24 protein-coding genes and 1 tRNA gene are annotated in these 21550 nt (G+C 62.4%); 9 read left to right on the plus strand and 16 right to left on the minus strand.

What is annotated here, in order from left to right; genetic code table 11:
- The first annotated feature begins 21 nt into the window (after nucleotides 1-21).
- From IEX64_RS15650 to IEX64_RS15660, 3 genes are all read left to right on the plus strand, one after another.
- Entirely contained in the window at nucleotides 22-558 is a 537-nt protein-coding gene (locus IEX64_RS15650) for a DOMON-like domain-containing protein (RefSeq protein WP_188821042.1), read from the plus strand.
- Entirely contained in the window at nucleotides 555-1760 is a 1206-nt protein-coding gene (locus IEX64_RS15655) for an exo-beta-N-acetylmuramidase NamZ family protein (RefSeq protein ID WP_188821044.1), read from the plus strand. Before IEX64_RS15650 ends, IEX64_RS15655 begins: the two co-directional genes overlap by 4 nt.
- Before the next feature lie 103 nt (nucleotides 1761-1863).
- Complete coding sequence (locus IEX64_RS15660; protein WP_229710463.1) at nucleotides 1864-2328, plus strand: YybH family protein; 465 nt, start codon at nucleotides 1864-1866, stop codon at nucleotides 2326-2328.
- A 39-nt stretch (nucleotides 2329-2367) separates the two neighbouring features.
- Here IEX64_RS15660 and IEX64_RS15665 read toward each other — a convergent pair whose 3' ends face one another.
- A complete protein-coding gene (locus tag IEX64_RS15665) occupies nucleotides 2368-3549 on the minus strand; it encodes a vWA domain-containing protein (protein ID WP_188821046.1) in 1182 nt (393 codons plus the stop codon).
- A 171-nt stretch (nucleotides 3550-3720) separates the two neighbouring features.
- Here IEX64_RS15665 and IEX64_RS15670 point away from each other — a divergent pair, with 171 nt between their 5' ends.
- Nucleotides 3721-4647 carry a L,D-transpeptidase family protein gene (locus IEX64_RS15670; protein ID WP_229710465.1) on the plus strand — a complete coding sequence of 309 codons (927 nt, stop codon included), beginning with the start codon at nucleotides 3721-3723 and terminating at the stop codon, nucleotides 4645-4647.
- A gap of 176 nt (nucleotides 4648-4823) precedes the next feature.
- Here IEX64_RS15670 and IEX64_RS15675 read toward each other — a convergent pair whose 3' ends face one another.
- Both IEX64_RS15675 and IEX64_RS15680 read right to left on the minus strand, forming a co-directional pair.
- A complete protein-coding gene (locus IEX64_RS15675) occupies nucleotides 4824-5249 on the minus strand; it encodes a GFA family protein (protein ID WP_188821048.1) in 426 nt (141 codons plus the stop codon).
- Nucleotide 5250: 1 nt separating this feature from the next.
- Nucleotides 5251-6096, minus strand: a complete 846-nt coding sequence (locus tag IEX64_RS15680; protein ID WP_188821050.1) for an AAA family ATPase — start codon at nucleotides 6094-6096, stop codon at nucleotides 5251-5253.
- Nucleotides 6097-6224: 128 nt separating this feature from the next.
- Here IEX64_RS15680 and IEX64_RS15685 point away from each other — a divergent pair, with 128 nt between their 5' ends.
- Together IEX64_RS15685 and IEX64_RS15690 are read left to right on the plus strand one after the other, a co-directional pair.
- Nucleotides 6225-7445: a glycosyltransferase family 87 protein gene (locus IEX64_RS15685; RefSeq protein WP_188821052.1), complete on the plus strand. Its 1221-nt coding sequence runs from the start codon at nucleotides 6225-6227 to the stop codon at nucleotides 7443-7445.
- The gene (locus IEX64_RS15690; protein WP_188821054.1) at nucleotides 7445-8164 is read left to right on the plus strand and encodes an NYN domain-containing protein; all 720 of its coding nucleotides are present in this window, start codon (nucleotides 7445-7447) and stop codon (nucleotides 8162-8164) included. The genes IEX64_RS15685 and IEX64_RS15690 overlap by 1 nt, the downstream gene beginning before the upstream one ends.
- Before the next feature lie 124 nt (nucleotides 8165-8288).
- Here the strand turns inward: IEX64_RS15690 and IEX64_RS15695 are convergent, their stop codons facing one another.
- The 9 genes from IEX64_RS15695 to IEX64_RS15735 all read right to left on the minus strand — a co-directional run bounded on the left by IEX64_RS15695 (nucleotide 8289) and on the right by IEX64_RS15735 (nucleotide 16510).
- The gene (locus IEX64_RS15695) at nucleotides 8289-8471 is read right to left on the minus strand and encodes a hypothetical protein (protein WP_188821056.1); all 183 of its coding nucleotides are present in this window, start codon (nucleotides 8469-8471) and stop codon (nucleotides 8289-8291) included.
- Nucleotides 8471-9250, minus strand: coding sequence for an MBL fold metallo-hydrolase (locus IEX64_RS15700; RefSeq protein ID WP_188821058.1), 780 nt, complete (start codon nucleotides 9248-9250; stop codon nucleotides 8471-8473). Before IEX64_RS15700 ends, IEX64_RS15695 begins: the two co-directional genes overlap by 1 nt.
- Nucleotides 9247-10023 (minus strand): TatD family hydrolase, encoded by a 777-nt coding sequence (locus IEX64_RS15705; protein ID WP_188821061.1) that lies wholly within the window; start codon nucleotides 10021-10023, stop codon nucleotides 9247-9249. Before IEX64_RS15705 ends, IEX64_RS15700 begins: the two co-directional genes overlap by 4 nt.
- Nucleotides 10023-11582: a methionine--tRNA ligase gene (gene metG / locus IEX64_RS15710; RefSeq protein WP_188821062.1), complete on the minus strand. Its 1560-nt coding sequence runs from the start codon at nucleotides 11580-11582 to the stop codon at nucleotides 10023-10025. Before metG ends, IEX64_RS15705 begins: the two co-directional genes overlap by 1 nt.
- A gap of 29 nt (nucleotides 11583-11611) precedes the next feature.
- Nucleotides 11612-12586, minus strand: coding sequence for a DNA polymerase III delta subunit-related protein (locus IEX64_RS15715; protein ID WP_188821177.1), 975 nt, complete (start codon nucleotides 12584-12586; stop codon nucleotides 11612-11614).
- A complete protein-coding gene (gene tmk / locus IEX64_RS15720) occupies nucleotides 12583-13230 on the minus strand; it encodes a dTMP kinase (RefSeq protein WP_188821064.1) in 648 nt (215 codons plus the stop codon). Before tmk ends, IEX64_RS15715 begins: the two co-directional genes overlap by 4 nt.
- Complete coding sequence (locus IEX64_RS15725; RefSeq protein WP_229710469.1) at nucleotides 13227-14399, minus strand: D-alanyl-D-alanine carboxypeptidase family protein; 1173 nt, start codon at nucleotides 14397-14399, stop codon at nucleotides 13227-13229. The genes tmk and IEX64_RS15725 overlap by 4 nt, the downstream gene beginning before the upstream one ends.
- A 61-nt stretch (nucleotides 14400-14460) precedes the next feature.
- On the minus strand, nucleotides 14461-15492 hold the full coding sequence (locus IEX64_RS15730) for an SPOR domain-containing protein (RefSeq protein ID WP_188821066.1): 1032 nt from the start codon (nucleotides 15490-15492) through the stop codon (nucleotides 14461-14463).
- Entirely contained in the window at nucleotides 15476-16510 is a 1035-nt protein-coding gene (locus tag IEX64_RS15735) for a lytic murein transglycosylase (RefSeq protein WP_229710471.1), read from the minus strand. Before IEX64_RS15735 ends, IEX64_RS15730 begins: the two co-directional genes overlap by 17 nt.
- A 141-nt stretch (nucleotides 16511-16651) precedes the next feature.
- On the opposite strand from IEX64_RS15735, the gene IEX64_RS15740 reads away from it, so the two are divergent.
- The 3 genes from IEX64_RS15740 (at nucleotide 16652) to IEX64_RS15750 (ending at nucleotide 17866) form a co-directional block, all read left to right on the plus strand.
- A tRNA-Ser gene (locus tag IEX64_RS15740) sits at nucleotides 16652-16741 on the plus strand.
- Between the two features lie 138 nt (nucleotides 16742-16879).
- Nucleotides 16880-17392, plus strand: coding sequence for a GNAT family N-acetyltransferase (locus IEX64_RS15745; RefSeq protein WP_188821068.1), 513 nt, complete (start codon nucleotides 16880-16882; stop codon nucleotides 17390-17392).
- A gap of 150 nt (nucleotides 17393-17542) precedes the next feature.
- A complete protein-coding gene (locus IEX64_RS15750; protein ID WP_229710473.1) occupies nucleotides 17543-17866 on the plus strand; it encodes a PilZ domain-containing protein in 324 nt (107 codons plus the stop codon).
- 62 nt (nucleotides 17867-17928) lie between these two features.
- Here the strand turns inward: IEX64_RS15750 and lpdA are convergent, their stop codons facing one another.
- From lpdA to IEX64_RS15770, 4 genes are read right to left on the minus strand one after another with little or no spacing between them, the layout of a single operon-like run.
- Entirely contained in the window at nucleotides 17929-19344 is a 1416-nt protein-coding gene (lpdA, locus tag IEX64_RS15755; protein ID WP_188821071.1) for a dihydrolipoyl dehydrogenase, read from the minus strand.
- A gap of 4 nt (nucleotides 19345-19348) precedes the next feature.
- A complete protein-coding gene (locus tag IEX64_RS15760; RefSeq protein WP_188821072.1) occupies nucleotides 19349-19744 on the minus strand; it encodes an acyl-CoA thioesterase in 396 nt (131 codons plus the stop codon).
- A complete protein-coding gene (locus IEX64_RS15765) occupies nucleotides 19741-20133 on the minus strand; it encodes an acyl-CoA thioesterase (protein ID WP_188821075.1) in 393 nt (130 codons plus the stop codon). Before IEX64_RS15765 ends, IEX64_RS15760 begins: the two co-directional genes overlap by 4 nt.
- Nucleotide 20134: 1 nt before the next feature.
- Nucleotides 20135-21472, minus strand: a complete 1338-nt coding sequence (locus IEX64_RS15770; protein ID WP_188821077.1) for a pyruvate dehydrogenase complex dihydrolipoamide acetyltransferase — start codon at nucleotides 21470-21472, stop codon at nucleotides 20135-20137.
- Between the last annotated feature and the right edge of the window lie 78 nt (nucleotides 21473-21550).

Consider the following 21550-nt stretch of genomic DNA (forward strand, 5'->3'; position numbering starts at 1 on the left):
GGCGCTCTAGGGCTCCGGAATATGGTCCAGCTTATATCTCATCCCGCTCATCCGCCCTCCGCCGTCCGCAGCATCGAGGCCCGGCTTGTCAGCTTCGATGCGAGCTGGCTTCGCGTGCGCTGGAAGATCATGGGATGTGGAAAACTGGTCGTGCCGGCATTTGCCGGAAAGGGAAGGGCTGACGAGCTCTGGAAAACGACTTGCTTCGAACTGTTTCTGCAGGCGCCCAACGATGCCGGATACATCGAGATCAATCTCTCGCCGTCCGAGCGCTGGAACGTATATGACTTCTCCGGTCGCCGCGAGGGCATGATCGAACGGCCGATGCCGCGCGAGCCGGACTGCACGATACGGCTCGGGACCGACATGGCCATCTTCGATGCGGCCATTCCCGCGACGGGCCTGCCGCCAGCACCGTTGAAGGCCGGTTTCACTGCCGTGATCGAAGAGCAGGGCGGCGTGAAAAGTTACTGGGCTGTCATGCACAACGCAGACGCGCCCGATTTCCACGATCCGGCTTGCTTCCTCGAGGAGGTTGCGGCACCCAGCGCTGCATGAAGTTCGGTATCGACCGCCTGCTGGCGGACTCCGCACTGCGCAAGCCCCTCGAAGGCAAGCGCGTAGCTCTCGTCGCCCATCCGGCGTCGGTGACGGAGGATCTTGCGCATTCACTCGATGCGCTGATCGCAGCAGGGGTCAACGTGACCTCCGCTTTCGGCCCGCAGCACGGGCTCAAGGGGGACAAGCAGGACAACATGGTCGAGACGCAGGACGATACCGATCCGGTCTACGGCATCCCGGTGTTCAGCCTTTATGGTGAGGTGCGCAGGCCGACGGACCAGATGATGTCCACGGCCGATGTGTACCTGTTCGATCTGCAGGATCTTGGCTGCCGCATCTACACCTTCGTGACCACGCTCCTCTATTTGCTGGAAGCCGCAGCCGCGCAGGGCAAGAGCGTCTGGGTCCTCGATCGGCCCAACCCGGCAGCCCGTCCCGTAGAGGGAACGATGCTGATCCCGGGGCAGGAAAGTTTTGTCGGCGCGGGACCGATGCCGATGCGGCACGGCCTGACGCTTGGCGAAATGGGCCACTGGTTCGTCCGGCACTACAATATCGACGTTGATTACAGGGTGATTGCCATGGAGGGCTGGAGGCCCGATGCCGCTCCCGGTTTCGGTTGGCCGGAAGACCGCATCTGGATCAATCCCAGCCCCAATGCCGCCAGCCTGAACATGGCGCGGTCCTATGCCGGTACCGTCATGATCGAGGGGGCCACGCTCTCGGAAGGCCGGGGCACCACGCGTCCGCTCGAAGTGCTGTTCGGCGCACCCGATGTCGATGCGAAGGCGGTGAAAGCCGAGATGGAGCGACTGGCACCCGACTGGCTGGCCGGTTGCGCGCTGCGAGAATGCTGGTTCGAGCCTACGTTCCACAAGCACCGGCACACGCTCTGCAACGGACTGATGATCCACGCCGAGGGGCCGTTCTACGACCATGCGGCGTTTCGGCCGTGGCGGCTTCAGGCGCTGGCATTCAAGGCGATCCGCAACCTCTGGCCGGATTACCCGATCTGGCGGGATTTCCCCTACGAATACGAGCTCGATCGTCTTGCCATCGACGTGATCAACGGCGGTCCGGCCTTGCGCGAATGGGTCGACGACGCGGCTGCCTTGCCGGGCGATCTCGACGCCATAGCATCGCGTGACGAGGCGGCGTGGCGCCAATCCATCGAAGGACTGCTTCTCTACAAAAGTTAAGCGCCTTGCCATCGGGCAGGGCGGGCTTAGGCTCTGTGGTTGCGAGCGTTGCAAAGGCGCCGCGCAAAACAGAGGGGATGTCATGCGAAATGGATCTTTCGCGTTGGGGCTTGCGGCCCTGACATTGGGAGGTGCCGGTCTTTCGGCCTGCAACTCGCAACCGGCGGTGGAAGCCGCACCACCATTGACCGAGGCGCAAGCCGGAGCCATTCTATCCGACTTTGCCAAGGCTATGGGGTCGATGGATCTCACTGCCATCGATAAATGGTACGCCAATGACATAGTGGCCTATGAGCCAGGGAAAGCCGGGCGTGTCAGTGGCCAGGTGACGATGCATGTGAGCAACGCGCAGTTCGTTGACATGAAGTTCGACAAGGCCGAAATGCCGGATCCGAAAATCCAGATCCTAGGGCCGAACCTGTTTATCGCGTCTGGTCTTGCCCGCCTTACCAGCAGCGCCGGCAAGGTGAAGGAGGCCGACATTCGTTATACGGAGGTCTTCCAGAAGCAGGCAGACGGTTCGTGGCAGTCCATTCACGAGAACGTCGCCTATCCGTCGGAAACCTGACCTCGTGCCGCCGGGCCGTTTCGGCAGCGAACGGCTCGGTCAGCTCTTCTTGCGGGTCAGTTCCTTCATCGCCGCATCCAGCCCGTCGAGCGTGACGGGATACATGGCGCCGCCCATCAGGTCGCGGATCATGCGGGTCGAACTCGAATATTCCCACTGCCGCTCGGGCGTCGGGTTAAGCCATACGGTGGCCGGATAGGTCTGCATCACGCGCTGCAGCCACACGGCGCCGGCCTCTTCGTTCATGTGCTCGACCGAGCCGCCGGGATGGCTGACTTCGTAAGGGCTCATCGAGGCATCGCCGACGAAGATCACCTTGTAGTCGTGCCCGTACTTGTGAAGGATGTCCCAGGTCGGCGTGCGCTGCGACCAGCGGCGGCGGTTATCCTTCCACACGCCTTCGTAAAGGCAGTTGTGGAAGTAGAAGAACTCCAGGTTCTTGAATTCGCTGGTGGCGGCGCTGAACAGGTCCTCCACCAGCGAGATGAACGGGTCCATCGATCCGCCGACATCGAGGAAAAGCAGCACTTTTACGGCATTGTGCCGCTCTGGCCGCATATGCAGATCGAGCCATCCCTGCTTGGCGGTGCCGCGGATCGTCTCGTCGAGATCCAGTTCTTCGGCAGCACCTTCGCGGGCGAAGCGGCGCAGACGGCGCAATGCCACCTTGATGGTGCGGGTGCCTAGTTCCTTGGTGTTATCGAGATTGGCGAACTCGCGCTTTTCCCAGACCTTGATCGCGCGGCCATGCTTGCCCTCGCCGCCGATGCGAATGCCTTCGGGGTTGTAGCCCGAGTGACCGAAAGGCGAGGTACCGTTGGTACCGATCCACTTGTTGCCGCCCTGGTGGCGCTTTTGCTGTTCCTCGAGCCGCTTCTTGAGCGTGTCCATAATCTCGTCCCACGAACCGAGGGACTTGATGTTCTCCATCTCCTCTTCGGAGAAATAGCGCTCGGCGAGCTTCTTCAGCCAGTCCTCGGGGATATCCACCGGCTGCTGGCCGTAGTCGGTGAGAATTCCCTTGAAGACCTTCTGGAACACCTGATCGAAGCGGTCGAGCAAGCCTTCGTCCTTCACGAAGGTGGCGCGCGAGAGGTAGTAGAACGCCTCGGGCGACTGCTCGATCACGTCCTTGTCGAGCGCTTCGAGCAGCACCAAGTGTTCCTTGAGCGAGGCAGGAATACCTGCGACGCGCAATTCATCGATGAAATTCAAGAACACCTTAATGCGCTCCTTTGCCTTGCCTAGCTGATACGGGAGAAGCAGGGGCCGGAGCAAGGCCTTCGATCGTGTGGGAGACCACGATCCGGGCCGGTTACAAAACAAGAATCGGGTTGAGCCGCAGGGCTGCATGACTAATCGTTAACGCGATTAGTTAACAGGGCAGTGCAGATGATTCGTTTGGCCTCCAGCGTCGGCGCGGCGATATTGATGGTTTTGCCCGCAAATCTGGGGGCAACGGGACCCGGTGCTGTGCCGCGAGCGGCACCGTTACCGGCTATGCAATCTGCAGCCGTCGAAAAAGCCGCTGCACCGGCGCCGAAGAAATTGCATCCCACCGTCGAGGACGTAATGCAGTCCGGCACGTTGATCGTTGTGAGCAAGGCATCGCAACGAATGTACGTTTTCAAGGATGGTGAGCCCTGGAAGGAATCTCCGGTCTCCACCGGGAAACGTGGCCATGCGACGCCGTCGGGTGTTTTTCCGATCCTGCAAAAGGCCGTGAAGCACCGTTCCAACCTCTATGCCAACGCCCCGATGCCCTACATGCAGCGGCTGACCTGGGACGGGATCGCCATTCACGCAGGACATTTGCCTGGCTATCCGGCATCGCATGGCTGCATCCGCGTACCGTATTCCTTCGCGCGCGCCCTTTTTGCCCAGACTCGTGCCAGTTCGACGGCAGTCGTCGTGACGAGTGAGTCGCTCGCTTCCCACTCGTCTGCCGGGGTGCTGGCGCTTAATACGGCGAGGCCGGAAAAGGCGGATTCGCGCGCACCGCAACTGGCGGTCGCTTCGGAATCCAAGGAAACGGCGTCTCCCAGGATCGCCTATCTGCCTTTGTTGGATTCACCTGCACCAGCACAATCGGATCTGGAAACAGTGCAACTCGCTGCGTCATTGAGCCCGGATGAAGCCGATGCGCATTGGGCCTTGTTGGTCAGCAGGCATCCCGAGTTATCCAATGTCCGAAAGACCGTTACGCCAGCAGTTGTTGGTGCGCGGCGCTACTACCGTTTGCGGATAACGGCCCCCGATGCGCACGCAATCTGCGCGTCGCTCAAGGCGGATGGTCAGGCCTGTTTCAACGTGGGCTGACGGGGCAGGGCGCGCTCTCGGGGGCGGTGCACCGCCGCGACGATGACGAACGAGATGTACATTAGCAGATACCATGCCCGCCAACCGGGACACGGTTCAAAGGCTTCCAGACGCGCGCGGAGCCGCGCAAAACGGGTATGTTCGACCGGGTAGCTGCCGGATTCAAACACCAGGGCTCAGCTCGCTGGCGGTGGGGGAGGTTGGCGCGGGAACAACTCCACTGTGCCGCCGTCCTTCGCCCAGTCGGGGGCTTCGTCCAGCCAGATGGTTGAGGACGGCCGCAGATCGTGCGGCGGATCGATAAAGCCGAGGCGGACGACCAGCGCGCCCAGACGCGCGGAATTGCGGCCGAAGATTTGCGTGCCGCAATTGGAGCAGAAACCCTGCTCGATGGTGTTGCCGCTTTCGGCGATATAGCCGTTCCAGCGAACCTCGCCGGTCAGCTTGATGGCATCGCTAGGGAACAGGGCATTGGTGGTTGCGCTGCCCGATGCTGCCTTCTGGCATTGCCGGCACCAGCACTGGCGCACCCAGGCGGGCTCTGCATCGATGGTCGCCGTCACCGCGCCGCAGTTGCAGCTTCCGGAGTAGGGCGCGCCCATCTCAGCTTCCGCGGCGCGCCATGAAAGCGAGCCGTTCGAAGAGCATAACGTCCTGCTCATTCTTCAGCAGCGCGCCGTGGAGCGGCGGGATCGCCTTGCTGGCGTCCTGGTTCTGCAGGACCTCGAGCGGCATATCCTCATTCATCAGCAGCTTGAGCCAGTCGAGCAGTTCGCTGGTGGAGGGCTTCTTCTTGAGGCCCGGCACTTCGCGCAGCTCGTAGAAGATCTCCATCGCCTTCTTGACCAGAGTCTTCTGAATGTTGGGGAAGTGGACGTCGATGATGGCTTCCATCGTCTCACGGTCAGGAAACTTGATGTAGTGGAAAAAGCAGCGGCGCAGGAAAGCGTCGGGCAGATCCTTCTCGTTGTTCGAGGTGATGACGACGATCGGGCGCTCGATGGCCGCCACATGCTCGCCGGTCTCGTAGACGTCGAAAGCCATGCGATCGAGTTCTGCGAGAAGATCGTTCGGGAACTCGATATCCGCCTTGTCGATCTCGTCGATCAGCAGCACCGGCAGCTTGGGCGCGGTGAAGGCTTCCCACAGCTTGCCCTTGCGGATGTAGTTGGAAATATCATGCACGCGCTCGTCGCCGAGCTGGCCGTCACGCAGGCGGGCCACGGCGTCGTACTCGTAGAGGCCCTGATGCGCCTTGGTGGTGGACTTGACGTTCCAGGTGATCAGCGGCGCATCGACGGCTTTGGCGATTTCCTCGGCCAGTACCGTCTTGCCGGTGCCGGGCTCACCCTTGACCAGCAGCGGACGGCGCAGGAGCACTGCGGCGTTGACCGCGACCTTGAGGTCATCGGTGGCGACGTAGTTGCTGGTGCCTTCGAAACGCTGCATCGGCTGATCCTGTCCGTTTAAGTGTTCGATCAAGCCCTATGTTGTGCGTCGCAGCAAGGCAAGACCGTTCCGGGCCGCTTCCTGCAGGCCCATGGACAACCCCGCCGCAGCGTTGCACAAGCCCAGGCATGGGGGCTTTCCTGAAACAGATGGACTGGCTGGGGAGGGCGCGCGCGCTCGGATATCTGCGCCTGCTTGCACTGCTGAACGTGGCGATGCTGGTCTTTCTGGTGGCGACATCGCGAGGCGGGATAGACCGCAATGGCTTCCTGCTCGGCAGCGATTTCATCAGCTTCTGGACCACCGGGTACATGCTGCATCGGGGCGCAGACGTCTATGATGCCTCTGTGCACATCGCCGCGCAGCGCGCATTCTACGCTTCGGACACCGGATATACGGCGTTCTTCTATCCGCCCTCGTTCCTGCCGATGTGCTGGCCACTCGGTCTGCTCGCCTATTTTCCCGCGCTTGCCGTATGGCTCATCGTGACCGGCGTCGCATACATCGCCGCCGTGCGCCAGTGGTGGCTGCGGGCAGGGGAGACGGCCCCGCTCTGGCTGCTTATTCTGGCTTTCCCGGCGGTTCCGATTGTCGTGACGCATGGACAGACGTCGTTTCTGGTGGCGGCTTTCCTCGGGCTGGGCGCCTTGCTGGTGCGGAGCCGTCCGGACATGGCCGGTGTCTTCTTCGGCCTGGCAACGGTCAAGCCGCAGTTCGGCCTGCTTATACCGCTCGCGCTGGTCCTCACCCGCGAATGGCGAACGGTGTTTTCGGCTACGGCTACGACGCTTTTGCTGATGATGATCGCCGTCGTCCTCTCCGGTCCGCAGGTCTGGGTTGATTGGCTCGCGGCAAGCAGCCGGGCGACGACAGCCATGGAGGCTGGCGCCGTTCCTTTCGGCAAGATGGTGAGCGTGTTTGCCGCCGGGCGTCTGCTGGGTATGTCGGTAAGCCTTGCCTATGCCCTGCAGGTCGCGGCCGCCATCGGTGTGGGATTGGGGATCGGGTTGCTGTGCCGCCAGCACCGCTGGACGGGTGCGGTCGCCGCAAGCGTGCTCTCAGGCGCTTTGCTCGTGACGCCCTTTGCGTTGGACTACGATCTTGTTCTCCTTGCATTCCCTGCGCTCTGGTTGTTGGGGGAAGGGCTGCGGGGTGGATTCCGCGACTGGGAAAAGCTCGCGTTGGCACTGGCTTTCATAGCACCAGCCTTCGCACGGCCGCTGGCGCTCAATGCGTCTATACCGATCATGCCGGCCGTGCTGGCGCTTCTTTTCGCCGTGATCGTGCGCCGGGCAACCAATCCGGCGCCTATGCATTGGCAAGAAAACGAATTGCAGGGGATTTCCTAATGGCCAGCGCCAGTACTCACCGCAGCCGCAACATCGCGTTGCTCATCGATGCCGACAATGCCTCGCCGTCCACGCTCGATGCGGCGCTGACGATCCTGGGCGATCTCGGCACGGTGAACGTGCGGCGCATCTACGGCAACTGGAGCAAGCCGGCGCTCAAGGGTTGGGCGGGCCTCGTCCATCGCCATGCGTTGGAGCCGCAGCAGCAGTTCGACCTCACCAAGGGCAAGAACGCGACCGACATGAAGATGACGATCGATGCCATGGACTTGCTCTATGACGGGCACGTCGACGGTTTCGGCATCATGTCGAGCGACAGCGATTTCATGCCGCTCGCGATCCGCATCCGCCAGAACGGTACGCCGGTTTACGGTTTCGGATCGAGCCGCACGCCCGAAGCCTTCCGCGAAGCCTGCACCCGCTTTATCGATCTCGACGCGATGTCGGCCAAGGATGCCGATAACCAGCAAGGCGCGAAAGCGTCCAAGCCAGCCGTGGACGATACGCTGATCAATCTGCTTGGCGATGCCTGGAAAGCCAGCAAGCGCGATGACGATGGCTTTGCCAGTTTGTCCGAAGTCGGCCAGCGCGTGGCGAACCGGTCGAGCTTCGATGCGCGCAGCTACGGTTTCTCGCGGCTCTCCGAACTGGTGCAGAGCCTGCCGAACTTCGCGACCGAGAAGCGCGAGAGTGGGCTCTACGTGAAGCGGCTGCGCTGAAAACCCGAGCTTTTCGAGTTTTTTCCCGAAAGAGGGCCTCTCCTAAAACACGAACGACAGAATGATAATATATATTATGTTAAATGGTGGAGTGTATAAAAGGGGGTGCGGGCCCCCTCAAGCGCTACTGCTCGATACTAAAACCGCTCACCTGAATGATGACGACCAGGCCGACGATGATTGCTACCCAGATCAAAGCGTACTTCATCGTGCCGCTCATACCGAGATTGCGAAATGGTGCGCTCCGCGTCGCCAGGATCAGGCACGCGATCACGGCAATCACCGAGACGATCGTTGCGGTCTGCATCACAGCTCCATAACCATGCCATCGTACGCGACCGCCGCGTAGTCAGGCACTTCACTGCTGAGCTTGGCGAAATCCATGCTCTTGTCGAGATGGGTCAGCACCACGAACCCGGCTTGGGTTGCTTCCGCGAATTCCAGTGCCATACCCAGATGGGCATGCGTCGGATGCGGCTCACGGCGCAGGCAATCGACCACAAGCGTGTCGCAGCGAAAGCACAGGTCGATCATGTCGCGGGTTATTTCACTGAAATCAGTCGTGTAGCAGACGCTCTTACCGTCGCATTCGAACCGATAGCCGGTCGACTTGGCCGGGCCATGCGGCATTTGGACGTGATCGACCTTGAAACCCTCGCAGATCCGGACGGTGTCTAGATTGTCGAGCGTGACGATCGTCGGATAGCCTTCCTGGCCGGCGAAAACATAGCCGAAACGCTGGCGCAGGCGGCGAACGGTTTCGGAGCCCGCATAGCCCGGGATCGGGCCGGCGCGGCCATAACGCAAGGGCCGCAGGTCATCGATGCCGTGGCAGTGATCGGCATGATCGTGCGTCCAGAACACGGCATCCAGCCGATGGATATCGTTGGCCAGAAGCTGCGCGCGCAGATCGGTGGGCGTATCGACAAGAATGCGGCTGCCGGCCTGACTCTCCAGCATGATCGAAACACGCGTGCGCCGGTTCTTCGGGTTGGCGGGGTCGCACTTGCCCCAGTCCGCGCCATGCTCGCCACCGAGGCGCGGTACGCCGGTCGACGTACCGCTGCCGAGGATCGTCAACTTCACGCGGAGGCCTTCCGGAACAGCGCGAAGAAGTTGCGCGTCGTCACCTCGGCCAGATGTTCCGGCGAAACGCCGCGCAAGCCGGCGACGAAACGGGCGGTATCAGCCGTGTAGGCCGGCTCGCACTTGCGTCCACGATGCGGCACCGGCGCGAGGAACGGGGAATCGGTTTCCACCAGCAGCCGGTCTTCGGGAAGCTCTGCAGCAACGGCCTGCAAGTCCTTAGCGTTCTTGAAGGTTACGATGCCGGAAAGCGAGATTGTAAGTCCCAGATCGAGTACTTTGCGGCCGAATTCGGCACTCGCGGTGAAGCAGTGGATGAGGGCGGGGAACGCGCCCTTCTCCGTCTCTTCCTCGAGAATGCGTGCCGTATCGTCTTCCGCATCGCGCGTGTGCACGATCAGCGACAGACCCGTTTCACGAGCCACGGCAATATGCGTGCGAAACAAGGCCTGCTGCACCGCGCGGTCGGACTTGTCGTAGTAGTAGTCGAGCCCGGTTTCACCGATACCGATGACCTTGGGATGGGCTGCCGCTTCCAGCAGAGCCCCCTCGCCCAGATCGGCATGCTGGTCCGCCTCGTGCGGATGAATGCCCACCGAGGCCCAGACATCCTTTTCGCGCGCCGCGGTGCCGACAACCTTGTCCCACTCGCGCTGGCGGGTGGAGATGTTGAGAAAACCGCCGATACCGGCCGCACGGGCGCGGTCCAGGACGCCTTGCTGGTCCTCGACGAGGCCTTCGTACTCGAGATGGCAGTGGGAATCGATCAGCATCAGGCCGACGCTTCCTCGGGCATTTCGAGACGCGGAAACACACCCTCAGGCTTCGCAATTGTGAAGCCGCTGGCAGCGAGCGTTTCGAGCCAGTCCGACTGTTCCAGCGCCGTATAGTCGCGCGCATCGGCAGCGACGCCCATCTGGTCTAGCAGCTTGTCGATGGCGGTCGGAACCACGGGACGTACGGCAATCGCCAGACTGCGCACACAGCGCAGCAGCGTCATCAGCACGGCTTCCATGCGTTCCGGATCGGTCTTGCGCAGCGTCCAGGGCGCCTGTTCGTCGACATACTGGTTGCAGGCAAAGACAGCGCGCATCCACGCTTCCAGCCCAGCCGAGAAATCGAGGTCCATGAACGCCCGGCGCATGCCCCCAACGCCGACGGCAACGGCATCGGCCAAGGCCACATCGGCGTCGTCGAGCGGCAAGCTCGGCTTAAGAGTGCCATCCATGTTCTTGAAAATCATGGAGAGCGTGCGCTGCGCCAGATTGCCGAAACTGTTTGCCAGTTCGGCATTGCACCGCGTCACGATGGCTTCGTGCGACCAACTCCCATCCTGCCCGAAAGCGACTTCACGCATCAGGAAATAGCGCAGGGTATCGACCCCGTAGGCCTCTGCCAGATCGATCGGATCGGTGACATTGCCGAGCGTCTTCGATTCCTTCTGCCCCCGGTTCAACAGGAAACCATGACCGAAGACCTGCTTGGGCACCGGCAGGCCGGCGCTCATCAGGAAGGCTGGCCAGTAGACGGTGTGGAACCGCACGATGTCCTTGCCGATCAGGTGCAGGTCGCCCGGCCAGTACTTCGCGAAATCACCGCCCTCGGCCGGAAAGCCGAGCCCGGTGATGTAGTTCGTGAGCGCATCGACCCACACGTACATCACGTGGTTCTCGCTGCCCGGCACTTTCACACCCCAGTCGAAGCTGGTGCGCGATACCGAAAGGTCACGAAGTCCGCCTTCGACGAAGCGCATCACCTCGTTAAGACGGCTTTCCGGGCGGATGAAGTCGGTCGATTTGTAGAGATCGAGCAGTCGGTCCTGATATTTGGAGAGCCGGAAGAACCACGATTCCTCGACGGTCCATTCGACGGGCGTATTCTGGGGAGAGAGCTTTTGCCTCCCCTCGCCTTCGATCAGCTCGCTTTCGTCGTAGTAGGCTTCGTCGCGGACCGAATACCAGCCTTCATAGCGATCAAGATAGAGATCGCCGTTGGCTTCCATGCGGCGCCAGAGTTCCTGCACCGACTCATGGTGACGCGGTTCGGTCGTGCGAATGAAGACATCGTAACTGACATTGAGTTTGTCACACATGTCAATGAAATGCTGCGACATTTCCGCTGCCAGCTCCGCCGGCGTTATGCCGAGGTCGCGCGCCTTCTGGGCCATCTTCAGACCGTGTTCGTCGGTGCCGGTCTGGAACCGCACGTCGAAACCCTCGGCCTTGTGATGGCGCGCGATGACGTCTGCGGCAATCGCCTCATAGGCATGGCCGATATGCGGCTTGCCATTGGGATAGCTGATCGCGGTGGTAATGTAATATGGCTCGCCCATGGGCGGTCGCACTTTCTCTTCAGGTGTGACTAGCGAGCGGTTTCTCTAGGCATCGCGGTCGAGGCCAGCAACCCGCCAATTTCCATTATGAGCAGTCCGGCATCAAAATTGTAGGTCGGGGCCTGCATGCTGATCTTGCTCAGCGTACCGTGCGCCTCGATAATGCGGAGTTGGCGAGCTCTTGAGGAACCGGCCAGTTCGGAAACGAGCACACTGCGCGCCAGTTCCAGTGCGGCGACCTGCCGTTCCCGTGTCGGACGCGCGCCCATTTCGTCTGCAAGAGCCCCGCGTAAGTGATAGTCCGCGTCGCCTTCGTGCAGGATGCGCAGCATCAACTCGTGGATCCTGCCCAGATCCTGTTCGACGAACGTGAGCGCCATGCCGGGCGATCCCTGCGCCGCCGAGATGGCGGCTTCGCGCGAGGCGCTGTCGGCCTCGGGCACATCGCGGCGGATGACGGCATCTAGTTCGTCTGCGCCCAGCGCTGCGAAACGCAGGATGCGGCAGCGGGACCGAATTGTGGGCAAGAGCCTTCCGGGCTGGTGCGTGACCAGCAGAAAATAGGTGCCGACCGGTGGCTCCTCAAGGCTCTTGAGCAAAGCGTTCACGGCGTTCTTTTCGAGATCGTCCGCCGGATCGATCACGATGGCGCGGCGGCTTCCCAGAGTCGGGCGCGTGGTAAGCCGCTGCTGCATCCTACGCACCTGGTCGATGGTAATGTTGCGCTTGGTCTGGAAGGGTTTGCCGTCGGCCTTTTTCTTGGCCTCGTCGTCATTTGCCGGCAAATGTTCGAGAATATGCACGTCCGGATGGGTGAGCGGATCAGGCGTCTTGCTTCCCGGCTCGCGCACCAGTTCAGCCGCCGCTGCACGCGCAAAGGCACGCTTGCCCAGTCCCTTGGCGCCGGAAAGCAGCCACGCGTGGTGCATGCGCTCGGATTCGATCGCCCCCGTCCACTCACGCCAGGCGGCATCCTGACCGATGAAAGATGGGCCGCCACTCATGCCGGAGGCAAAAGCGGTATGAGCGCGTCCCATACACCGGCCCGGGTTTCTTCCGGCGTACCGTTGCCATCGATACGGGCAAAACGCTGCGGTTCGGTTTCGGCAAACGTCGCGAACGCCTGCGCGACGCGCGCATGGTAGGCGGTGTCGCGGCCGCCGATACGGTCGGTTCCATGCGTATCGCGCAGGGCAAGCCGCTGTGCGGCAACGTCGGGCGCGACTTCGATAAGCACGGTCAGATCGGGGAGCATGCCCTGACTGCCGATGGTATGGAGCGCGATGATATCGTCATCGGACAGGCCACCGCCACCACCTTGATAGGCGCGGCTCGAATCCAGAAACCGGTCGCACACGACCCAGCCCCCGCGGGCCAGCGTCGGTCTGATCAGGCTTTCGACATGGTCGGAGCGCGCGGCGGCGAAAAGCAACGCTTCTGCGCGCGGATTCCATCCTGCGCCTTCGTCGCCGGGTGCGCCTTCAAGCAGAAGCTTGCGGATCGCTTCCGCGCCCGGGGTGCCGCCCGGCTCACGCGTCACCACGACTTCGATCCCGCGCGCGCGCAAAGCCTGGGCAAGAAGCCGGGCCTGGGTCGATTTACCGGCCCCTTCCCCACCCTCGAGCGCGATGAATCGTCCTGTCGTCATGAGAAGAGGATGATAAGCCCGTTCCACAGCCTGTCCAGCGTCCCCGCCTTGCCCACATCGCGCGCTGCGTAGAGCGGGATGTGGCCCGGAGAGAGGCCTTCGACCTTGATTTCCAGTGCCCCGACCTCTTCACCCTTGCGGATCGGGGCTACCAGAGGGCCGCGATAATGCACGGAAAGGGAAATCTTGCGCTGGCTGTCCTTGGGCAGGGTCGCATGCACCTCGCGGTTGGCAACCAGCGGAACGGAGAGCGCGTCGCCGTTCTGGACTTTGGCTTTCGCGACGGGCTGCCCCTTGTCGAACAGGCGACGCGGCGCCCACGCGGAAAAGCCCCATTCCATGAGGGCCCTTGCGGCTTTATCGCGAATGGGCGTTGTCGGCGATCCCGCCAGAACCATCACGAGCCTGCGGCCGTTACGCTCGGCCGTTCCGACGAAGTTGTAGCCCGCTTCGCGCGTGTAACCGGTCTTGATCCCGTCCGCCCCGGGCACGACGCCGGTTATGGGATCGTGGCTGCGCATGTTCACGTCCCCGGCCATGCCCTTCCAGAACCAGCGCTTGTGGCCCGAGAACTCGCGATAGAGCCTCGGATGACGGGTGACCATCGCATCGGCGAGCTTCACCATGTCGCGGGCCGTAACGTAGGTAAGTCCCTCGTCCATCCAGCCATTGGGCGTGTGGTAGTGACTGCGCGTCATGCCGAGGCGCTGCGCCGCTGCGTTCATCTTCGCGGTCCACTTGTCCACGCTACCGGCATAGCCTTCGGCGAGCACAACGCATGCGTCGTTTGCCGACTGGGTCATAACTCCATGAAGCAGATCGCGGGTTGTGGGCCTGTCCTCCACGGTAAGGTACATATTGGTACCTTTGGCGAACCATTCCTTTTCGGTCTCCGGCCGTTCCACGAACACCCGGTCCAGCGAGAGCCGTCCGGCGTCGATCTCCTCGAACGCGACATAGGCGGTCATCACCTTGGTAACCGACGCCGGTAGGAAGGGCGTATCGGGGTGGCGCGCGTCGAGAACCTGGCCCGACCCGAGATCGACCAACAGGTGTACCGGTATCGGCTTCAGTTCCGCCGGAGGCACCGGGTTCGCAGCACTGGCAGCCGTGGCGACGAGGCCCACCGGCAACGCCATTGCCACCGCAAACTTCACGATCGACTTCAAGACCCGACTTCTCCCGCGCGCCACTACTCGCGCCTGATTTCTGCGGAGCCGGTTCTTCCGATCAATCCGCAGACTGGATTCGTGCGTCGCTATAGCCCGCGCTTTTCGCCTTCTCCAGCGCGGGCGCAGCTTGTGCACGGTTTGCGAAGGGGCCGAGTTGCACGCGCCAGTACTTGCCGCTGTGGCTGATGTTGCCATCGAGCTGCTTGGCAGCCTTCTTGGCGTTGGCTTCCACGCCGAATGCGGCGACCTGCACGACCAGCGTTCCCTTCGCCGACGGCGGCGTTGTCGCGGCTTCCGTCGTCGCCGGCTTCGGCGCTTCCGGTTTTGGCGCAGCAGGCGGGACGGGAGCTAAAGGCGCGATCGCGGCATCCGGATCGACCGAAACGGGCGTTGCAGGCACCGGCGAAGGCTCGGGCGTCGGCATCGTCTTTGGCGGCTTGCTCGTTTTGACATCCGGCTTCGGCGCAGGGGTCTTCGTCACTGACGGGGAGACCTCTTTCGGCATTGCAGGCGGCGTCGATGGCGATGGGCGCAGTGGCTCCTGCTCGGCCAGCTTGCGGCGCAGCACTTTCAGAAGCCCGTCGGGCGTTTCCATGCGCTCTGGTGCGCGTTTGCCGGTGCGCAGCAGCGACCGTTCGGGTTCTGGCGGATTGACCCGCCGCACGCGAACGGGCGAATGCTGCCCAGGTGCCAGGCCGAGTTGCGCGGCGGCCATCGGCGAGAGCTGGATCAGCACGTCGTTGACCATGGGGCCACGCTTTTCGAGGCGCAGGAGGATAGTCTTGCCGGTATCGAGAGCGGTAACTTCGACATAGCATGGCAGCGGTAGCGTCTTGTGCGCGCCGGTAATACCGGACAGTTCCTCGCCGCCGATGGTGGCATAGCCGACCGCGTCGTAGTTGAGCTGGTCCGTTGGGGTCCAGACGGTGTTGCCAATGGTGAAAGGCTCGCCGACAACCACCGGATAATCCGCCGCCGGTCCCGTTACCGGAGCGGCAGGCCTTTCATCGCGGTCCTTTGCATATGCGGGGCCTGTACTCAGCAGGAGAAGCGCCGCAAGCGGCAGAACGCGTTTAACGGGCAATCTCATCAGCAAGCAATCCCACGGACATGGCATAATAGTTTGAGCAGTTGTACTGCAGGATTACCCGATAATTCCCGGTTAACAGATAAGCGGGCGTGCCAGGTCCGTCGGGCTGGAACAGCGATGCAAGCATGTCGTTACCGATCGGCTTGAGCGGTGAGATGCCGAGTCCGCGCCACTCCGACACAGTCTTCCACTGCGAATGACGGGCGTGGACGCGGTCGCAGCTCGGTGCATTGAGCTTGGTCGTGTAGGTATCGACATCGAAGCCGGAAGGCACGGCGACACGCACGCCCCAGGGCTGCCCCTGCCGCCATCCGGCATCGCGGAAGTAGTTCGCGATCGATGCGAGGGCATCGGCGGAATTGTCGAAGATATCGGCATTGCCATCACCATCCCCGTCCACCGCCAGGCGCAGATAGACGCTGGGCAGGAATTGCGGATAGCCGAAGGCTCCGGCCCAGCTGCCCTTCAGCTTGTACTGGGGCACGCCGCGGTCCACCATCTTCATCAGGGCGATCAGCTCGCCCTCGAACAGGTCGCGCCGGCGGCCTTCCCACGCGAGCGTCGCCAGCGAACGGGCAAGATCGAAGTCTCCGGTATAGCTGCCGTAGTTCGTCTCATGCCCCCAGATCGCGAACAGCACGGGTGCTGGCACACCATAGCGCTGTTCGATTCCCGGCAGGATCGAGGACAACGAGGCATAGCGCGACCGGCCACGGCTCACGATCGAACTGCCGACGTGCCGGGCGATATAGGGTGCCATGGGCGGCGGCGCGCTCTGGCGACCGGGCTGCGCAGTGTCGAGCTCTATCACGCGCTGGTTCGGCGTCAGGACGCCCAGGACCGAATTGATGGTCCGTGCACTGACCCCCTCGCTGCGGGCATGCGAGGCGACGACCTCCATGTACGAGGAAAAGCTCTCCTGCTGCGCATCGGCGCGCATGGCCGGCAAGGGCACCATCGCGAGAATGGCGGCAATGAGGGGTAGGCGCAGGCGCTTGCGTGTCGTGTTAGCTGTCATCCCTTTGAATTTCGCACAAACCCGCGCCCTTGCAAACCGTCCGTTCACCGTTCCGGTGGACAGCCGGCGCACAGGCAATCCCGTTCACCGACGCACACCCCCTTGCACGGCGGACACATTCGGTTATGCGCAAGGGCGAGCGGACAGGTGGCCGAGTGGTTTAAGGCAGCGGTCTTGAAAACCGCCGTGGGTTCACGCTCACCGTGGGTTCGAATCCCACCCTGTCCGCCAACTCTTCCGAACCAGGTCGAACGCGTCGATGGTCATCTGGATCGTGGGCGCCAAACTTCCCTGCGTGATCTCGATCAAGGCATGCGGTACAATACCGGCATAGGGACCGGTCATTCCTCTCATCGGAGTTCACCTTCCATGTCTGTTGACGCCCTGACGCTCGCCACGCGCTCCGGTATCGATATCGATGTCCGCCCCGTCACGGAGGCAGACGAGCCCGAAATCGCTGCGTTTTTCGATCGGGTTTCGGATGACGACCGGCGTTTCCGGTTTCTGGCCGCCGGAGATCATGTCACGCATGAGCAATTGCAGCCGCTGGTGCACACCGACCACTTCCGGACCGAATCGTGGCTTGCGTTCAATACGGCGAGCGGGCGTCTAGTGGCTTCGGGACTCTTGGCCTGCGATGGTCCGCTGGACACTTGCGAAGTTGCCATTTCGGTCGGCGGCGATCATCGCGGCAAGGGCATCGGGTGGGCCATGCTCGATTTTCTGGCGAAGCAGGCTGAAGCGCGTGGATGCCGCCGCGTGATCTCCATCGAAAGCCGGGACAATCACGCCGCGATCGATCTGGAGCGCGAAAAGGGCTTCACACCGGAGCCCTTCGACGGCGATCCGACCCTGGTTGTGCTTTCCAAAACCTTTCGCTGATGGGCCCATCAGGTGCGCTCGGCATCCGAACCACGCACTTCGTTGATCTTTAAAGACTTATCCACTGAATCCTGAAGGTGCAGAGCCTGTCGCTAACGGTATGGTAACGCCGGGCAGGCACATGCGTCTTCAGCACACAGGGAGACAGTCTTGTACCAGGAACGGATTTCCGCCCCGAAGGATCAACGAACCGAGCGCAAGGAACGCGTCGGCGTGGTTCTCCTGTGCGAAGTGCGTCAGGGTACACGGCCGTGGAAGATGGCACGGCTCGAGGATCTTTCGCCCGACGGGTTCCGGATCGCCTGGCTTCCCGATGCGCGCTCCGAACTGCCGCTGCGCATCCGCATTCCCCGGATGGAACTGCTGACCGCCCATATCCGCTGGATCCGTGAAGGTGCAGTCGGCTGCGAATTCGCAAGCCCGCTGCACGTGGCCGTCTTCGAGCACATCGTCGCTGCGGCCGGCGTCAACTGACGTCCAAAAAGAAAAGGGCGCGCCGTCAGGCACGCCCTTCCCCCTATCTCTGCGGCGAGGCCTCAGATGTGGACTGCGCGTCCGTAGGCCGCGAGCACCGATTCGTGCATCGATTCCGAAATGGTCGGGTGCGGGAACACGGTGTTCATCAGCTCGGCCTCGGTGGTCTCGAGCGTCTTGCCCACCACGTAGCCCTGGATCATCTCGGTCACTTCCGCGCCGATCATGTGTGCGCCAAGCAACTCCCCGGTCTTGGCATCGAACACGGTCTTCACGAAGCCTTCCGGCTCGCCCAGCGCAATCGCCTTGCCATTGCCGATGAACGGGAAAGTGCCGACCTTGAGCTCGTAGCCCGCTTCCTTGGCCTTGGCCTCGGTCATGCCGACCGATGCAATCTGCGGGTGGCAGTAGGTGCAGCCCGGGATGTTGTTGCGGTCGAGCGGGTGTGGATGGACGTCCTTGTTGCCCAGTTCCTGCGCGATGGCCTCGGCGGTGGTGACGCCTTCATGGCTCGCCTTGTGCGCCAGCCAGGGGCCTTCGACGCAGTCGCCAATGGCCCAGACGCCCGGCACATTGGTGCGCCCATAGCCGTCGACCTTGATGTGGAAGCGCTTGTCGGGCTCGATGTTGAGATCCTCGAGGCCGATGTTCTCCACGTTCGGGACGATGCCGATGGCAACGATGACGTGGCTGAAATCGGTGGTCTCTTCCTTGCCGTCCTTGTCCTTGATCGTGACCTTGACCGCCTTGTCGCCCTTTTCGATGGCGCCGACGTTGGCCTTGGTCTTGATCGTCATGCCCTGCTTCTTGAGCTGCTTTTCCAGGAAAGCGGAAACATCGGCATCTTCGACGGGAACGATGCGGTCCATCATCTCGACCACAGTCACGTCCACGCCCATGTCATTGTAGAAGCTGGCGAATTCGATCCCGATCGCACCCGAACCGATGACCAGCAGCTTACTGGGCATTTCCTTCGGCGTCATCGCATGGCGGTACGTCCAGATGCGTTCGCCGTCGGCCTTGGCCTTGGGCAGGTCGCGTGCACGGGCGCCTGTGGCGATGATGATGTGCTTGGCCTCGAGCGTCTCGGTGCCTTTCTCGCCGGTCACTTCTAGCTTGCCCGGCGCGGTCAGCTTGCCGGTGCCCATGTGGACCGTGATCTTGTTCTTCTTCATCAGGCCGGTGACACCGCGGTTGAGCTGGTCAGCCACACCACGCGAGCGCTTTACGACCGCGTCGAGATCGGCGGTGATGTTCTCGGCAGCGAGGCCGTAGTCCTTGGCGTGCTTCATCTGGTGCATCACCTCACCCGAGCGCAACAGCGCCTTGGTGGGAATGCAGCCCCAGTTAAGGCAGATGCCGCCGAGCCGTTCACGCTCGACAATCGCAGTCTTCAGGCCGAGCTGCGCGCAGCGGATCGCCGAAACGTATCCGCCGGGCCCGGAACCGAGAACGATGACGTCGTAGGTATCTGCCACTTGCTTAACTCTCCTGTTCGATAGCGGCCGGATCGATCGCACGGGGCTGGCCCGCCTCATCGATGGCCACGAAGGTGAAGACCGCTTCGGTAACCTTCACCCGTTCTTCCTCATGGCGGTGGCGGCGCCAGGCCTCGATGGCAATCGTCATCGAGGTGCGCCCCACCTTCTGCAAATCGCCGTAGACGGTGACTTCGTCCCCGACCTTGACCGGCTTGTGAAACTGCATGCCGTCCATCGCGATGGTGACGGCCCGGCCATGGGCCCGGCGCGCCGCAATGAGGCCGGCGCCCATGTCCATCAGGCTGACCAGCCACCCGCCGAAGATGTCGCCGTAGGCATTTGCATCGGCGGGCATGGCGGTAGTGCGGATGACCGGCTCGCGATAGGCTTCGCTCATGCGACGTTCTCGTTCAGCGCTTCGGCGATTGCCTTCGGCCGGTCGTTCTCGTCGAGAACGACGAACGTGAACTGCCCGCTGACGACTTCGGTTCGAGCTTCGCTCGCCCGGGACCGACCGAACCCGCGTGTGGATACCGTGATCGAGGTGCGCCCGGTCCGTTCGATGCGGGCATAGACGTTGAGTTCATCTCCCACGACCATCACGCCGGGAAAGGCAAAGTCCGTCGCCCCGACGACCACGGCCTTCAGGCCGGTGCGCCGGGTGACGAGCGAACTGGCGCCGAGTGCGAGCTGGCACATCAGCCAGCCCCCGAACACGCCGCCATAGGGATTGAGGTCGGTCGGCATCGCGGTAACGCGAATGACCAGATCGCCCTCGTCCTCCATCTCAGACTACCATGCCCAGCGGGCTTTCGACATACTCCTTGAACGCGGCCATCAGGCGCGCGCCATCGGCGCCGTCGACGGCGCGGTGATCGAAACTGCCGGTTGCTGTCATCACGGTGGCTACTCCCAGCGACCCGTCTGGCATGACCCAGGGGCGCTTTTCACCTGCCCCAATGGCGAGGATGGTCGCCTGCGGGGGGTTGATGACCGCGGTGAAGTGCTTGATGCCCATCATTCCCATGTTCGAGATCGAGGCGGTGCCGCCCTGGTATTCCTCGGGCTTGAGCTTGCCTTCCTTGGCCCGCTTGCCGAGGTCCTTGGTGGCTGCGGCAATCTGCGAGAAAGACTTGCCGTTGGCATCCTGCACGATCGGGGTGATGAGACCGTTCGGGATCGAGACGGCAACGGACACGTCGGCGCGCTCATACTTGATAAGCTCGTTACCGGCGAAACTTACGTTGCACTCGGGAACGTCGATCAGCGCCTTGCCCAGCGCCTTCACCAACATGTCGTTGACCGAGACCTTCTTGCCCTGCTTTTCGAGTGCGGCATTCAGTTCCGAGCGCATCGCCATCAACTTGTCGAGGCGGATGTCCACCGTGAGGTAGATATGCGGCGCTTCCTGCATCGACTGCGTGAGACGGCGGGCAATCGTCTTGCGCATGCCCGACAGCTTCTCGACGCTGTGCGGGATGCGTTCGTCGAGCAGCGCGCGGGTTTCGGCAGCCATCTCGATCGCGGCCGGCTTGCCGACCGGTGCGGCGTCGTTGGCGGGCGAGGGCGCAGCGCTCTTGGGCTTGGCCGTGCCGGGCTGTGCGGCTTCGACATCGGCCTTGATGATGCGGCCATTGGGGCCCGAACCGGTCAGGCTATCGAGATCGACGCCCTTTTCGGCGGCGAGGCGCTTGGCGAGCGGAGATGCAATCACGCGGCCATCCTTTGAAATTGCGGGTTTCGAAGCAGCCGGTGCGGCAGGCGCCGGCGCGGGTTCTGCAGGTTTGGATTCGGATTTCGAAGGGGCGGGTTCCGGCGCGGCCTTCGCCTCTTCGGGCTTGGCGGCGGGGGCGGACATTTCCGCCACGTCCGAAACGTCCTCGTCCTCTTCGGCGAGCAGTGCGATGACCGTGCCGACCTTCACGCCTTCGGTTCCTTCGGGAACCGTGATCTTGCCGATCTTGCCTTCGTCGACGGCTTCGAATTCCATCGTCGCCTTGTCGGTCTCGATCTCGGCCATGATGTCGCCGGAGCTGACGCTATCACCTTCCTTCACCAGCCATTTCGCCAGTTTCCCCTCTTCCATCGTAGGGGAAAGGGCAGGCATCTTGATCTCGATAGCCATGGAAGCGTTATCGTCCCTTCTGTTCCTTGGGGAGGTATGGGGCTCGTGCTCTCCTTGGACAAGTTGTAGCCCGCGCAC

Source organism: Novosphingobium indicum (assembly GCF_014645195.1).
GTDB lineage: Bacteria > Pseudomonadota > Alphaproteobacteria > Sphingomonadales > Sphingomonadaceae > Novosphingobium > Novosphingobium indicum.